This window comes from Caballeronia sp. GAWG1-5s-s (genome assembly GCF_023631445.1).
GTDB lineage: Bacteria > Pseudomonadota > Gammaproteobacteria > Burkholderiales > Burkholderiaceae > Caballeronia.
This window is the reverse complement of sequence record NZ_JALQDC010000001.1, coordinates 165,574-179,025: the sequence shown is the minus strand read 5'-3', so window position 1 is coordinate 179,025 and position 13,452 is coordinate 165,574. Positions and strand designations below refer to the sequence as shown.

Here is a 13,452-nt window from a genome sequence, read left to right as displayed (position 1 = left end):
TTCTATTTCTTTGGCTGCTGGTCGGGGCCCAGCACGTGGTGAGACGCTGGAAACGCGATCGAGTTGAAGTAGTTCTCGACGTCACGCATAACCTGCTCTTGATTTTCATCGCGAACTCTACACTTGTCGGCCCATGTGCGGCCCGGATGCAATAGGTCCCACCGCGGACGAAGACCGTTGTAACGGCCAGCCCCGGGATCATGATTGCCGAATCCGTCAATGAGCGCGTTCCAAAGCGGCGCAAATTTCGCGATCAGCAGTGACTCGCCAAGCGGGATCCAAATGTCGTCGACAACAAGGAAACGGCAGAAAAAATCACAGAGGTTAAGATTATTTGCCAGGTTAACGCTTTCGGCATGCTCCCGTAGCCGATCAAAAAGAGCGCGGCTTTTTATTTCTCCGACGCCGCCGCCCTTCCTTGCCCCTTTGGGCACCGCCTTTCCGACATAGATAGGTGCGGTGAATCTGCCCTCGCGATTGCGCTCTGCGAGCGGCGCGTATGGTGCGAAGTCGCCCGTGTAGTAGATCGCATAGATTCCAACACCCATGAATTGCTTCAACTCACCAAGCGGCTGCGCCGCTTGTTCCAGCATTGCCTCCGCTACGCTTGCGCCAAGATTCTTCTTATCTAGAGGGTTGAATGGAATGATGTGGCCCGTCATGCAGCGCCCCGCTCGCTGACACGCTGGCTAGACGCTTTCTCCAGTTGCACCCGGATCAAACGCTCTGCAACGCTGCGCGCGACCGCATGCCCTAGTGCGACAGGGACGGCGTTACCCAATTGCCGCATAGTTTCAGTCCACGATCCATGAAAAACGAAGCCATCGGGAAACGTCTGCACACGTGCCGATTCACGGACCGAAAAATAGCGGACCGTGCCGTCCGGATTCACCAACATATTCTCCCCGCCCGGCACGCCATGATCCCCTGCTTTGAGCGTCTTAGCGGGAAGGTCGAGTGGGCTCCCTGTATGACCCGGATAGACCCTCGCACCAGGCTGGAACCGATGATCGGCATATGCACTGGCCGCACGTGACTGTGGACTTGGCAGCCCAGCGACTGCATCTCGGACCGTCCGCCAGGGCAACGTCTCAAGCGGTAGCAATGACAATGCGAGCTTTCGAACCCTTGATTCCAATACCTGCGGCATGGTCGGTCTGTTCTTCCTGGATACCGCGTGGCGTTCCCAATATTCGCCGGTCACCCACTGCGTGTGCAGTAGCGCGTCATAACTGTGTGTGGCTCGAGGGAAACTCCATTCGACGCCAAGATCGGAGCGAAATCCGACGATGAAGACGCGTTCGCGTTTCTGCGGCACCCCATAGTCGGCCGCGTTCACTAGTGTCGGGACGACGTTGTAGGTCAACCGGCGCCCTTTACTGCGGCCGCTCGTGCGCTCGGCCTGGAGTCGGAGCAAATGATCGAACCACTCCTCGGATTTTCGGCGCGGCACCTCGGGGAATTCGAGCTGAAGAAGAATGTATTGGTAATAGTTAGCGAAAGTAGAGCGTGTCAGCCCCTTGACGTTCTCAACGATGAACGCCTTCGGCCGCAGGCGCCGGACAATATCGACAGTTGCGGGAAACATGTCGCGCGTATCATCGTGCGCTTGGTGCTTGCCGCCCATGGAGAACGGTTGGCACGGCGGTCCACCAGCCAGCAAGTCAATATCTTGGGGAACCGCAGACCAGTCGAAATGCCGGACATCGCCTTCGTGGAGCGGCCAGTCCGCGACGAGCGGAAATCCGCGACGCTGATTCTCTCGAATGGTGTCGCACGCCCATCTATCCCACTCGACAACAGCTAGCGGCTTAAACCCCGCCAGACTAACGCCCATCGCCAAACCGCCAGCACCTGCATAGAGCTCAACCGCTTTCATTTTGTTGTTCTCCGTTCCTCAAGGAACTCTCTGATCCTCGTCGAGAGCGCACCCTTGTCTTTCAACTCGCACTCCCATACCACCAGGCTCCGCCAGCCCATCGCGTCGAGCTCATGAAGGACGCGTTGATCCCGCAACCTGTTTCCCTCTAACTTGGGTCCCCAAAAGTCCAATCGAGATTTCGGCAAACGCGCGAGGGCACACTCTGTATGCCGATGCCAGAAACAACCATGAACGAAAATCACTTTTTTTCGCCCTGGGAACACCAGGTCTGGTCTGCCGGGGAGCTTCCGACCATGCAAGCGGTATCGGAAATCCATGCTAAACACGAGCTTCCGGACGATCAGTTCAGGCTTGCTGTCGGTCGCCCTGATGCGCCCCATTCGCTCGCTTCGTTCCGTCGGACTCAATGAGTCCATCTGCCCCCCCCAATCCTAGCCGCCGAGTCACTGGTGCGCGCCATCTTTGGCTCGGAATTGTATCGTGGATGGAACGTGCTGCGATCCCCGGCCGCGAACGCTACGATGAGGGGCATCTCCTCAAACGGCCCTCGCGTTCGTGGTTAAGCGTTCAGCGTCGTCTCGTCAGCGATTCGTGCGAAAACGCCGTTCTCAAAGACGAGGGTCACGCGATACAGCCCAGCGCCGGGGAGCGGCGAGGTTCCCCATGTGCAAACGGCAATCGCGCCGGACGTGCTTCGTGCATTGGGCGCCCCGACTATCGATACAATCTCGTCGTAGGTCTTGCCCCCCATGTTGCCCAGAGACACGAACTTTTCGTTCAACGATCTCGCTTGGGACTGTCCGGTCATTCCGTTTAGCACTCCGCCTATGACCAACACGACGAATGCAATTCCCATGAATATCAAGTAGCTCTCGGCCATCTATCGCCCGGTGCGCGGTATAAGATTTTTTTGTGGCGTGCAAAAAATTTTTAACGACCCCCCACGCCACCACTCAATTTTTCTAAGACTACCGACATGCCAGACCGGCGGTTGTCTAGCTGGGTCAGGGTGCCTCTCTTAAGCCGGGTTGTTTGTCCACCTCTGAACGAGAGCCCGAAGTTACTAACTGCGGAGTCAAACGCTTGCCTGCTGCGGCTGCGAAGATGACTTGCGGGAAACGCTCAAGGGCCACTTGTCGCATTTGTTGATCGCCTTCTGCGACTGATCTTTGTTATTTCGTGCTGGTTTCTCATGAGGCTGAAAAAGCGCTGCAATGTCAATGAAACTTACGCGGCTTTCGTCTGATTATAGCGGCGCCTAACCCAAGTGCGTGCATGGCAGCGCGAAGAACGAGGCGAACGATGAGGCCACGCTTGCGGGCCTGCCGGCTTTCCGGTGGGACGCCTGATATGCAGCGGCAACTGAAGACTAACAGTAGTAAATATAGTCTTTAGCGCCGCATCGCAGCTCTCTTTCAATTCAAAGACTTAGGCCGATTGAAAAGTCGCAAAATCCGCCGCCGCTCATACTCAGACATCGGCGCCAGCATCTGCCCAGTGAGCCGATCTAGTGCTTTCCACGCCCTGCTGTTCAATGCGCTGTCGGCGCGCGTCATGCTTGAATACATGCGCGTGCTCCTATCCGATTGGCGACGACGCGACGCCCGCTCGCCAATTTGCGGTGCCGCGTCGGCAACGATCGCTTGAACGGGATGAAGGCCGCCCCTGAGCGTTCGAAACTTGAAGTATGAAGCCAGCGCCGTAAAATCAAATTCACGCGCCGCCTGGAGCGTGGCGAATGGCATCGCACCGCCCTTCAGCGTCAGCTCCATGCGTGCGCGGTGCTCGGTCGTTGGCAGCAATTGCTTATCGTCTACAGTCTTGAAATAGACTCGCTGGCTTAGGTCATCGGTATTGTTGCCGATGTTCAATACCCGATCGGCGGCGATAAGGACTCGAGTGCGCCGATGCCGGGTGATGCTCGTCACATCTCCCTTGAACCGTCCGCCAAAACGCCGGTTTGCGCTAACAACGCTGGCGCTGAACTTATAAAAATTGGCGGCAAGATCGATCAATTCGTCTCTCGTGGCAGTCCGAGCCCTAGCGTCGAAACTCACTTCTATGCCGACCAAAATCGGGCCTTTGGCGAGTGGGAACTCTCTCTCAATGCACGCCATCCGCACTTCGGCGTCTTCCCAGCTCTGCACATCTTGCAGAGTCACAATGAAGCGTGTTGCCGCGCCGCCGTCTGCTCTATCTAATGGTTCGACATAGTTTTTCAATTGGAACCGGCGATAGATGGCGTCGCCCTTCGTTGGGTTGGTCGTTTCGATAAGAAAGCTCACCCAATCCACCACGGCGCGAAACTTGAACTTGCTGTGTTCCATCCCCGCACCATTAACGCGGAGTTGCCACGACCGTGCGCACTCGCCACGGGCAATGGAGCGTCGGATCGATCTCGATTTCGAAGGCGTCGATCTCGGCAGGCTTGCTTGGAGGCGTCGCCAACTCACGCGCTCGGCAAATGAATGCGAGCACGTCCCGAAGCAAGTAAACCGGGCGAGGGTAGCCCTGGCGCTGCATTCGGCCATACGGCTCTAGCCGCAGTCCAAGGTAGTTGGCGCTCTCATTTCGTCGCATCTCCTCCAGCGCGCCGTCCCATGCTCGCACAGGTCCAAGGAACTTTCGCACCATGTGCGCGGCCTCGCTTGAGCTAACAGCCTTATCTTTCATCACCCGACCTCGCCATAGGACAGCGAATAGGTGATCTTTTCGACGACTGCCCTAGCCTGCTCGCGAGTGAGTCTCAGCGAAACGCCGTCTGTGATTTCCACCTCGATTGTTCCATCGCTTATCGCCTGGTGGTGCTTATTCATCGCCGCCATGCTCGAGGTCAGCCGAAGGAGGCCAAGGGTCGCGAAGAAACGAAGCGCCCCGGCCCGGTTCACGGAGGTGAGCTTTTCAGGGTCAATTTCCTCCTTCACCTGCTCCCACACATGCCGCACCCATTCATCCCAATCGCAGCATGAATGCAAGGCCAGCATGTCGATAGCCTTCCATGTGGCCGAATCCAGCCGAATGAAGGTCTTTTTCCCGTCGAGTTCAAGTGCCCGCGCCTTAGCGTCGCTATCGAGGTCGGTTTCGTTTTGCTTCTCGTTCGTCACGTCGAATCCGTTAAAGGTCTTAAGTAACGTGACAATAGCAATCGTTGCCGATAAAGTCAATTATTGCCTTTATTGGCAATTGATATATCATTGACCGCACATTGGACGATCGTCCTTCAACGAGGTCAGAGAATGGCAAATGGAAAGTTCGTCGCCTACTACCGTGTGTCGACGGCACGCCAAGGCGTAAGCGGACTAGGTTTGGATGCGCAGCGCGAAGCGGTTGCGCGCTACCTGAACGGCGATGCGTGGGAGCTGGTAGGCGAGTTCACCGAGACGGAGACCGGCAAGGGTGCGGACGCGCTGACGAAGCGGCCTCAACTGCGCGCCGCCATCGAGCTTTGCCGAAAGATGGGCGCCCGGCTGTTGATCGCCAAGCTCGACCGCCTTGCACGGAACGTGGCCTTCATCGCGGGAATGATGGAAAGCAAGGTAGGGTTCGTCGCGTGTGACATGCCGGAGGCGAACGAGTTGACCATACACATCATGGCAGCTTTCGCGGAGCACGAGGCGAAGCGCATCAGCGAGCGCACACGCGATGCGCTCGCGGCTGCTAAAGCTCGCGGCGTCGTGCTCGGTGCGACCGGTCCGGCCAACCTGAAACGAAACATAGAGGACCGTCAGCGCACCGCTGATCAATTCGCGGCGAACCTTGCCCGCACCATCGCGAGCTACCGCACGGCCGGTCTGACACAGCGTCAGATCGTTGAAGAACTGAACAGGACCGGAGTCACCGCTGCGCGTGGCGGTCGGTGGACCCTTGGGCAGCTACAACGCGTCTTGGCGCGGCTACCATCGTCCGCCCCGATCTAATTCGAAGACTGCACGACGGTCACTTGCTCGACCGCAGGAAGTAGCGGTGCAATCTCCTCAGGCACGGCCAGCAGCCGCACGACCTCACGACGCGCACGCGCGTCGCGCTTGTTCCAATAGGTATTTCCGGTGATGAGCTTTTCACCATGACCGACGATCGGGGCAAGCTGACTCAAGTTTCCGCCCGCATCCATGATGCGCGTGATGAACGTGTGGCGAAAAGAATGGAATGGTGCCTCAACTCCCGTGACGCCGCAGCGCACGCGGTAACGGCCAAACCATTTCGACGCAACATGGCTAGCGCTGATGCTGAGATCGATCTCCGGAAAGAGGCGAACCTGCCCCTCACGCTTAGCTTTTTCGACGTGCCGCACGAGTCCCATCTCGATCAACTTGTCGTGGAGAGGGACAAGTCTTTTCGAGTTGCGATTTTTTAGGGCTTGTTCCTCGCCAGCATCCGTTATCTCGATGCAGCAAACGTCGTCTACATAGACGAAATTTGCTAGCTCAAGCTGGCACAGTTCGCCGAGCCTAGCGCCAGTGAATAGGGCCATCGGTATTAGCCAGAACGAATACCAATTGGGGAACCGGCGCTCCAGAAACTCTTTCGAACTGAGGAGCCGCGTCAGTTGTTGATCTGAGAACGGCAGCCGCTCAGTGCTTCGGGGGCTGCCGAGAGCTAGGCCATCGGCGGGACTGCGTTCGAGCCCACAGTCGCCGCGCTCGACGCACCATTTGAAGAACGCGATTACCGCGTCCAACCGATCCACCACAGTCTTTTCAGAGACGGGTGGCAACGCCAGCGCGGCGATTTCGTGTAGCGGTTTGCCCTCCATCGCCTTCATCTTCTGAAGGTTCGGCGGTAGACGACGCAGCAACTCAAGAAATTCGACAACCTTTGGCTGTCCGATATGGCTTAGGGGCTGGTCACCGACCGCACGTAGGAACAGACCGAGCGCCGCTCGCATTTTTCCTTCCGTCTTGCCTCGCCATTCTTTCTTTGCCAGTTTGAAGCGAGCAAACTCTTCGATTGCAATCGACAGCATGACGCGAGGCTGCTCGCGCTGCTTCGGTTCGGCGGACAGGGCAGCCGACGCAAGAGCCTGCACAACAGTCCGGGCATGAGCAGCTTGCGCCGCCTCCAACACACGGCGGTGCTCAGCTTCTACGCGGAACTGGTCGGACTTCATCTGGGAAATCCGCTGCTCCAGGTCTTCCCGCGCTTCCATGTCGCGCGCTCGCCGCCTTCGACTCTCAATGACTGCGCGCAGCGCTGCTTGGACGCTCTCGCTCACCCCTTCCTCGCTCATTCCCTTCAACTCCTCGAAAAGCCGCTGTAGCGCGATTCTGAGGGTCTGAGCGCTATCGGCGGCATGCCGAACGCTGGCCGTGCCCAGACTGCGGTAAATCTCCGCCTGTCCGATTAATGGGCGCAAGTCTACCGGAACGGTCAGCCGGAAATACAGCGTGCCGTAGCGGTTGCGGTGAAGATGTGCAGGAAGTTTGAAGGCCATTCGCCGGATCGTTTTGGGACACCCATTCGGGACACCAAGCCAAATCCGGCGACGACTCGGGCAAGATTGCCTTGCCCTTCAATGAGATAAGAATTCGTGGTGGAGAGGAGGAGGATCGAACTCCCGACCTTCGCATTGCGAACGCGACGCTCTCCCAGCTGAGCTACCCCCCCAACGAAGTGCGATTCTACCACAGCGAAGCAGCCTTCGAGCAAGCCCCTCCGCTACGCCACAACATGTTACTTCTGCGGCGCCCCGGCGAGCACCCACTCGACGACGGTCTTGATGTCGCCATCGTTCATCGCGGGGTGCGAGGGCATCGGGATCGAGCCCCAGACGCCGGCGCCGCCGTCCTTCACTTTCCTGGCGAGCTTGGCGCTCGCCTGAGCATCGCCCTTATACTTCTGCGCGACCTGCTGGAACGACGGCCCCACGAGCTTGCGATCCACCGCATGACAGCCCATGCACGCATTACTGCGCGCAATCGCCATCGCGCTCGCAGAGGAAACCGACGCAACCGGCTGATCCGCCGCCACCGCATAACCCGATGCCGCCAATAACGCAGCCACGACAAACCTTGCTTCAACCATCTTCACGCACCATTACTTCGCTGAACTGGAACTGCCCGGACGCACATCAGAATTCTTGACGGGCGCCGGAGACTGCTGATCGAGCGGCCGCGACGTCACCGACGAATCCGGCACCGTGCCGACCGTCGCTTCCGCAGGCGCGGGCGTCGCCGCCGTCGACGCGCTCGCGCCCGATGCCGCCGCCGCTGCCAGCGCCTTCGCTTCTTCCGGCTTGATGTACTGATACACCTTCACGACTTGCTCCACGCCCGGCACGCGCGCAGCGACATCCGCGCCATGCGCGCCTTCGTCCTGCGTGACGAGGCCCATCAAATAGATGATGCTTCGCTCGCACACGACCTTGTAGTAGTTCGTCGACAGATCCTTCTCGCCGACCATCGCGGTCTTCACGCGGCCTTCGAGGTACGAATCGTTAGCACGCGACGAAATCGAACTCGCCGGCTGCACCGACAGTTCGTTGACGATGCCGCCCACGTTGTTAATATCGCGCACGACGGCTTCGGCCTTTTGCTTGGACGCGTCGTCAGGCACTTCGCCCGTCAGCAGCACGCGCCGGTTGAACACCGTCACGTTGATATGCGCCTGGTCGGACACGTTGTCCTTGATCCGCGAAAGCGCCTTCACCTGAATCTCGCGGTCTTCGGTCTGCGCGCCGAGCGTGCGGCGATCCGTGGCGATCAGCGTGCCGCCCGCCGCCGCGCCCACCACCGCGAGCGCGCAACCCTGCATCGTCAGCGCGACGCTGGACAACAGGCTGACCGTCAGCGTGGCTTGAGCCAGCGCCGCCTTGACGCGTGTCTTCTTCATCAACTCCGTTCCCCCTTTTGGATTCAGTCTTCGCCCAGCAGCATCGCGTCGATGCCGTCGCACAGGCAATGAATGGTCAACAGATGTATTTCGTGGATACGCGCGGTCCGTTCGGACGGCACGCAGATGTGGATGTCGGTATCGGCGAGCACGTCGGTCATCGCGCCGCCGCCGTCGCCGGTCAGCGCGATCGCGACCATCTCGCGTTCGTGCGCTTCCTGCACGGCGGCAAGCACGTTCACGCAGTTGCCCGATGCACTGATCGCCAGCAAGACGTCACCCGCTTGTCCAAGCGCGCGGACCTGATTCGAGAAGATCTGCTCGAACGCGAAGTCGTTGCCAATGGCCGTGAGAATCGAGGAATCCGTGGTCAGCGCGATAGCCGGCAAGCCGGGGCGCTCGCGCTCGAAGCGGCCGATCAGTGCGGCCGCGAAGCGTTGCGCGTCCGCCGCCGACGCGCCGTTGCCGCATACGAGAATCTTCGAGCCGTTGGCCAGCGCGCTGAACAGCGTATCGACGGCGGCCGCGATGGGCACGGCGAGCGTATCGAGTGCTTCGAGCGTGTGCGCGGCGCTGTCGCGGAATTGCTGTTGAATGCGTTCGACTGACATCGACTCTCGGTGTTCGGCCGCGATGCGGCGTTCGTTGCGTGTGGCGTTGGAAGCGAGGCGCGCGCAAAACGCGGCGCGTCCCTGCGTTGAGTCTGCGCAGTTTACCGCATGCACCCTGCGCCGAACCGCGCGCTACGACTCGTCCGCGCGAAAGGCATCCGGCAGCCAGCGAATCTCGCCCGCGTCGAACGCGATCACGTCGAAGCGGCATGCCGGAAGCGCGCCGCGCCACGTCGTCAGATAGTGCTGCGCGGCGCGCACGAGGCGCGCGCGCTTCGTCGCGCCGATGCTCGTCGCCGCATCCGCGAACCGGCGGCTTCTGCGCGCCCGCACTTCGACGAACACCAGCGCGCCGGCTTCATCGATCATCACGAGATCGATCTCGCCGCCGCGACACCGCACGTTTCGCGCGACAAGTCGCATGCGCTGCCGCTCGAGATAGTGAAGCGCGCGTGCCTCGAAAGCATCGCCGAGCGTTTTGGACATTCGTGCCTCGTGAAAGTCGTGGGCGGGCAGGCCGAAGCGCGCGTGGCAAAATGACGTCCTCTCCTCTTTGCTCTACGCCCGCCCGCGCACATGCTGCAAATCACTGAACTGGCCGCCGGGCAGCAGTATCCGGCGGGCGCGCTGTACGTCGTCGCCACGCCCATCGGCAATGCCGCAGATATCACCGTGCGCGCGCTGCATGTGCTTTCCCTCGTCGATCGCATCGCCGCTGAAGACACGCGCAACACCGCGCAACTGCTCGCGCGTTACGGCATCTCGAAGCCGTCCATCGCCGTGCACGAGCACAACGAACGCAGCGCGGCCGAGCGCGTGATCGAGCATCTGCGTAGCGGCGAGCGCGTCGCGTGTGTGTCGGATGCAGGGACGCCAGGCATTTCGGACCCCGGCGCGCGTCTCGTCGATGCCGTGCGCGAAGCCGGCCTGCCCGTCGTTCCGCTTCCGGGGCCGAGCGCGGTCGTCACCGCATTGAGCGCGGCGGGCGCGTGGGTCAACGGCTTCACCTTCGTCGGCTTTCTGCCGGCGAAGGCCAAGCAGCGCGCCTCGCAATTGCACACGCTCGCGCGGCATCCGATGGCGCTCGTCTTCTACGAAGCGCCGCATCGCATTCTCGAAACGACGCGCGCGCTCGCCGATGCGTTGGGTGGCGAGCGGCAGCTTCTAATTGCACGCGAGTTGACGAAGTTACACGAGAGCCTGCATCGCTGCACCCTGGCCGAAGGGCCAACGTGGCTCGAAGGCGATGCTAATCGTCAGCGCGGCGAGTTCGTGCTCGTAGTTGAAGGCGCGCCCGAAGCGGAGGATGCCGAGGACGCGCACGATGCGCTGCTTCTGACGCTGCTGGAGGAGTTGTCGGTGAAAAGCGCGGCGCGGATCGCGGCGACGCTGACGGGCGCGCCGCGCAATGCGCTGTATGAGCGCGCGCTGCGGCTCAATAAGCCCGCGCAGGAATGAAAACGGGCCGTCGAGAGACGGCCCGACGATAATCGAGTGAGGCGAAAAAGCTCAGTTCACGCTGTCATCCGCGAGCGACTGCGACTGCTCGCGCGCCGCACGCGCTTCCTGCTGCGTGAGGCCCTCGATCTTTACTTTCTGCGTACCCACGCCGCGCATGCCGAGCGCGGCGGCGGCAGCATACGACAGGTCGATCACGCGGCCACGCACGTAAGGACCGCGATCGTTGATCTTCACCACGACGGTCTTGTGGTTCGACTCGTTCGTCACGCGCACCCATGAGGCGAGCGGCAGCGTGCGGTGGGCGGCGGTCATCGCGTTCATATCGAACTTCTCGCCGCTCGCCGTCTTGCGGCCATGGAACCAGCGGCCGTACCACGAAGCCTTGCCCTTTTGTTCGAACGTGCCGACGTTCGGACCGTCCGTGATCGGCTCCGCTTCGGAGAGCGACTGGCTCTTGTTCGCGTTGTCGGCCGGAACGGTGCTCAGGTTCGTGTCGAATGCGAGCGGCGCATTCGAGCGGGCACTTGCCATGCTGATACTAGGCGTGGTCTGATGATATGACGCGACGTCGCCTGAACCGGGCGCGGCGCAACCTGCCAGGACGCCGACAGCGAACAGGCTTGCAATATGTCGAATGAATCGAGCATTCATAGGCGGTTACCAACGGTAAAAGGGCCGCCGCGCCGCGCTGGTGAGCGCGCGTCAGGCAGCCAAAGGCTTGTCCGCGCAAAGCAGCGCGCCGCTCGCGTAAGCGAACGGCAGACTGATGCTCGGATGCGGCGTACTCGTGCCGCAAACGCCCGGTTATCGTTCACGTCTGGCGCAACCTGTCCCCGGCAGCCTGACCAGACCCCACATGCCGCCATCGAACGTGGCATCACGCTCGTGCCCGCCTCGACCACGAGACGGCGCAGGAACGGCGGCGTAGGCCCCATCCAGCGTGACGGCGGCAAAGGCCATCGAACGGACGCGCAGCGCCCGGCTGGACAAGACGTGTGCACCTACAAGAAGGTGCGTTGAGTTGCAGTTGCGAGGCTTTTGGCCCCTAACAGCTTACTGATGGCGATTGTAAAAACGCACTGGCGTTTCGGCAGTCGCCCATTGACGGCATGACCAAATCCATGCACTAGTGAGCCCATTATACAAAAAAAGCGGGGTCTGGCTGCGCCGACTGTGGAAATCGTCATTGATTCTGCCTATGGGCGCAAGAATTTCCGATTGCGACAGTCTTTTCCAAGCGTCTGCATGCGACCGTCGCGGCTTCGGAGCGGCCGGTACAATGAACGTTTTTACAGGCGCCGTCCCCCGGACAGACCGATGAAAGTCACTCTCGTTCCCGTCACGCCGTTCCAGCAGAACTGCTCTATCGTCGTTTGCGAAGCGACGCGCCGCGCGGCCGTCGTCGATCCGGGCGGCGACATCGAGCGGATCATCGCGGAGGTGGATCGGCAGGGCGTGACGGTCGAGAAGGTGCTGCTCACGCACGGTCATCTCGATCACTGCGGCGGCGCGAAGGCGCTCGCGGATCATTACGGCGTGCAGATCGAAGGGCCGCAGAAGGAAGACGCGTTCTGGATCGACCAGCTGCCGGCGCAGTCGCAGCGGTTCGGCTTCGCGAATGCGCAAGCATTCACGCCCGACCGATGGCTGGAAGACGGCGAGACCGTGCAGTTCGGCAACGAGACGCTGGAAGTCTTCTTCTGTCCCGGCCACACGCCGGGGCATGTCGTGTTCTTCAGCCGCGAGCATCGGCTTGCGTTCGTCGGTGACGTGCTGTTCGCCGGCTCCATCGGCCGAACGGACTTTCCGCGCGGCAATCACGCCGAGCTCATCCGCTCGATCCGCGAGAAGCTCTGGCCGCTCGGCGACGACGTCACGTTCGTTCCGGGCCACGGCCCGGCATCGACCTTCGGCGAAGAACGCCGCACGAATCCGTTCGTGGCCGATGGAGTCGCCGCATGAACGCGATTCCCGAAATCTACGTCAGCACGGACGTCGAAGCAGACGGCCCCATTCCCGGCCCGCACTCGATGCTGAGTTTCGCGTCGGCGGCGTACACGGCCGACAAGCAACTCATCGCCACGTTCTCCGCGAATCTCGAAACGCTGGAAGGCGCGGCCCCGCATCCGGTGCAGGCCGCGTGGTGGAAAACGCAGCCCGAAGCATGGGCCGCATGCCGGACCGATCTGCAGAAGCCGGAAGTGGCGCTTGTGAACTACGTCGAATGGGTCGAGGCGCTGCCGGGCAAGCCGGTGTTCGTCGCGTATCCGGCGGGCTTCGACTTCACGCATATGTTCTGGTACATGATGCGCTTCGCCCAACGCTGCCCGTTTTCATGGTCGGCGCTCGATATGAAGACGCTCGCCTTCGCCATCACCGGCCTGCCGTATCGGAAGGCAATCAAGCCGCGCTTGCCGAAGCACTGGTTCGACGACTTGCCGCACACGCATGTGGCGCTCGACGACGCGATCGAGCAAGGCGCGCTCTTCTGCAACATGCTCGCCGATCTGCGCGGAGCGCAGGCGGCTTTGGCTTCATCCCAAGCGGCAGCGAGCGCTGACGAACCGACGGAAGATCATCCTGAAGGTAAAACACCGCCCGCAGGGCAGTGAGTTAGGGAATCTCCCTCGTTGCGCCCACGTTGCATTGCGCTTCTTTTCTGGGGCCTCT

At 60.8% G+C, this 13,452-nt stretch carries 16 protein-coding genes and 1 tRNA gene; 4 read left to right on the top strand and 13 right to left on the bottom strand.

What is annotated here, in order from left to right:
• Window positions 1-2: 2 nt before the first annotated feature.
• From NCR34_RS00840 to NCR34_RS00815, 6 genes are all read right to left on the bottom strand, one after another.
• Window positions 3-662: an Eco29kI family restriction endonuclease gene (locus NCR34_RS00840; protein WP_250498883.1), complete on the bottom strand. Its 660-nt coding sequence runs from the start codon at window positions 660-662 to the stop codon at window positions 3-5.
• Window positions 659-1,879 (bottom strand): DNA cytosine methyltransferase, encoded by a 1,221-nt coding sequence (locus tag NCR34_RS00835; protein WP_250498882.1) that lies wholly within the window; start codon window positions 1,877-1,879, stop codon window positions 659-661. Before NCR34_RS00835 ends, NCR34_RS00840 begins: the two co-directional genes overlap by 4 nt.
• Window positions 1,876-2,298 carry a very short patch repair endonuclease gene (locus NCR34_RS00830; RefSeq protein WP_284506433.1) on the bottom strand — a complete coding sequence of 141 codons (423 nt, stop codon included), beginning with the start codon at window positions 2,296-2,298 and terminating at the stop codon, window positions 1,876-1,878. The genes NCR34_RS00835 and NCR34_RS00830 overlap by 4 nt, the downstream gene beginning before the upstream one ends.
• 143 nt (window positions 2,299-2,441) lie before the next feature.
• Window positions 2,442-2,762 carry a hypothetical protein gene (locus tag NCR34_RS00825; RefSeq protein ID WP_250498880.1) on the bottom strand — a complete coding sequence of 107 codons (321 nt, stop codon included), beginning with the start codon at window positions 2,760-2,762 and terminating at the stop codon, window positions 2,442-2,444.
• A gap of 535 nt (window positions 2,763-3,297) precedes the next feature.
• On the bottom strand, window positions 3,298-4,209 hold the full coding sequence (locus NCR34_RS00820) for a hypothetical protein (protein ID WP_250498879.1): 912 nt from the start codon (window positions 4,207-4,209) through the stop codon (window positions 3,298-3,300).
• Between the two features lie 345 nt (window positions 4,210-4,554).
• Window positions 4,555-4,986 (bottom strand): hypothetical protein, encoded by a 432-nt coding sequence (locus NCR34_RS00815; RefSeq protein ID WP_250498878.1) that lies wholly within the window; start codon window positions 4,984-4,986, stop codon window positions 4,555-4,557.
• Window positions 4,987-5,118: 132 nt separating this feature from the next.
• On the opposite strand from NCR34_RS00815, the gene NCR34_RS00810 reads away from it, so the two are divergent.
• Window positions 5,119-5,799, top strand: coding sequence for a recombinase family protein (locus NCR34_RS00810; RefSeq protein WP_250498877.1), 681 nt, complete (start codon window positions 5,119-5,121; stop codon window positions 5,797-5,799).
• On the opposite strand, the gene NCR34_RS00805 is transcribed toward NCR34_RS00810, so the two are convergent.
• The 6 genes from NCR34_RS00805 to NCR34_RS00780 form a co-directional block, all read right to left on the bottom strand.
• On the bottom strand, window positions 5,796-7,313 hold the full coding sequence (locus NCR34_RS00805) for a site-specific integrase (protein WP_250498876.1): 1,518 nt from the start codon (window positions 7,311-7,313) through the stop codon (window positions 5,796-5,798). The genes NCR34_RS00810 and NCR34_RS00805 overlap by 4 nt on opposite strands.
• A 97-nt stretch (window positions 7,314-7,410) precedes the next feature.
• Window positions 7,411-7,486: transfer RNA gene (locus NCR34_RS00800), tRNA-Ala, on the bottom strand.
• 66 nt (window positions 7,487-7,552) lie between these two features.
• A complete protein-coding gene (locus NCR34_RS00795; RefSeq protein ID WP_248320812.1) occupies window positions 7,553-7,903 on the bottom strand; it encodes a c-type cytochrome in 351 nt (116 codons plus the stop codon).
• 12 nt (window positions 7,904-7,915) lie between these two features.
• Window positions 7,916-8,710: a BON domain-containing protein gene (locus tag NCR34_RS00790; protein WP_248320811.1), complete on the bottom strand. Its 795-nt coding sequence runs from the start codon at window positions 8,708-8,710 to the stop codon at window positions 7,916-7,918.
• 23 nt (window positions 8,711-8,733) lie between these two features.
• Complete coding sequence (locus tag NCR34_RS00785; RefSeq protein WP_248320810.1) at window positions 8,734-9,321, bottom strand: phosphoheptose isomerase; 588 nt, start codon at window positions 9,319-9,321, stop codon at window positions 8,734-8,736.
• 132 nt (window positions 9,322-9,453) lie between these two features.
• Window positions 9,454-9,807, bottom strand: coding sequence for a YraN family protein (locus NCR34_RS00780; RefSeq protein WP_248320809.1), 354 nt, complete (start codon window positions 9,805-9,807; stop codon window positions 9,454-9,456).
• Window positions 9,808-9,897: 90 nt separating this feature from the next.
• On the opposite strand from NCR34_RS00780, the gene rsmI reads away from it, so the two are divergent.
• Window positions 9,898-10,779 (top strand): 16S rRNA (cytidine(1402)-2'-O)-methyltransferase, encoded by an 882-nt coding sequence (rsmI, locus tag NCR34_RS00775; RefSeq protein ID WP_248320808.1) that lies wholly within the window; start codon window positions 9,898-9,900, stop codon window positions 10,777-10,779.
• Between the two features lie 51 nt (window positions 10,780-10,830).
• Here rsmI and NCR34_RS00770 read toward each other — a convergent pair whose 3' ends face one another.
• Window positions 10,831-11,433, bottom strand: a complete 603-nt coding sequence (locus tag NCR34_RS00770) for a septal ring lytic transglycosylase RlpA family protein (protein WP_248320807.1) — start codon at window positions 11,431-11,433, stop codon at window positions 10,831-10,833.
• A gap of 666 nt (window positions 11,434-12,099) precedes the next feature.
• Here NCR34_RS00770 and NCR34_RS00765 point away from each other — a divergent pair.
• Complete coding sequence (locus tag NCR34_RS00765; protein ID WP_248320806.1) at window positions 12,100-12,744, top strand: MBL fold metallo-hydrolase; 645 nt, start codon at window positions 12,100-12,102, stop codon at window positions 12,742-12,744.
• The gene (locus NCR34_RS00760) at window positions 12,741-13,394 is read left to right on the top strand and encodes a 3'-5' exonuclease family protein (protein ID WP_248320805.1); all 654 of its coding nucleotides are present in this window, start codon (window positions 12,741-12,743) and stop codon (window positions 13,392-13,394) included. Before NCR34_RS00765 ends, NCR34_RS00760 begins: the two co-directional genes overlap by 4 nt.
• The last annotated feature ends 58 nt before the right edge of the window (window positions 13,395-13,452 follow it).

Coding starts and splice junctions, on each gene's coding strand:
- NCR34_RS00840 (WP_250498883.1), bottom strand. CDS start 662: ATGACGGGCCACATCATTCCATTCAACCCTCTAGATAAGAAGAATCTT.
- NCR34_RS00835 (WP_250498882.1), bottom strand. CDS start 1,879: ATGAAAGCGGTTGAGCTCTATGCAGGTGCTGGCGGTTTGGCGATGGGC.
- NCR34_RS00830 (WP_284506433.1), bottom strand. CDS start 2,298: ATGGACTCATTGAGTCCGACGGAACGAAGCGAGCGAATGGGGCGCATC.
- NCR34_RS00825 (WP_250498880.1), bottom strand. CDS start 2,762: ATGGCCGAGAGCTACTTGATATTCATGGGAATTGCATTCGTCGTGTTG.
- NCR34_RS00820 (WP_250498879.1), bottom strand. CDS start 4,209: ATGGAACACAGCAAGTTCAAGTTTCGCGCCGTGGTGGATTGGGTGAGC.
- NCR34_RS00810 (WP_250498877.1), top strand. CDS start 5,119: ATGGCAAATGGAAAGTTCGTCGCCTACTACCGTGTGTCGACGGCACGC.
- NCR34_RS00805 (WP_250498876.1), bottom strand. CDS start 7,313: ATGGCCTTCAAACTTCCTGCACATCTTCACCGCAACCGCTACGGCACG.
- NCR34_RS00795 (WP_248320812.1), bottom strand. CDS start 7,903: ATGGTTGAAGCAAGGTTTGTCGTGGCTGCGTTATTGGCGGCATCGGGT.
- NCR34_RS00790 (WP_248320811.1), bottom strand. CDS start 8,710: ATGAAGAAGACACGCGTCAAGGCGGCGCTGGCTCAAGCCACGCTGACG.
- NCR34_RS00785 (WP_248320810.1), bottom strand. CDS start 9,321: ATGTCAGTCGAACGCATTCAACAGCAATTCCGCGACAGCGCCGCGCAC.
- NCR34_RS00780 (WP_248320809.1), bottom strand. CDS start 9,807: ATGTCCAAAACGCTCGGCGATGCTTTCGAGGCACGCGCGCTTCACTAT.
- rsmI (WP_248320808.1), top strand. CDS start 9,898: ATGCTGCAAATCACTGAACTGGCCGCCGGGCAGCAGTATCCGGCGGGC.
- NCR34_RS00770 (WP_248320807.1), bottom strand. CDS start 11,433: ATGAATGCTCGATTCATTCGACATATTGCAAGCCTGTTCGCTGTCGGC.
- NCR34_RS00765 (WP_248320806.1), top strand. CDS start 12,100: ATGAAAGTCACTCTCGTTCCCGTCACGCCGTTCCAGCAGAACTGCTCT.
- NCR34_RS00760 (WP_248320805.1), top strand. CDS start 12,741: ATGAACGCGATTCCCGAAATCTACGTCAGCACGGACGTCGAAGCAGAC.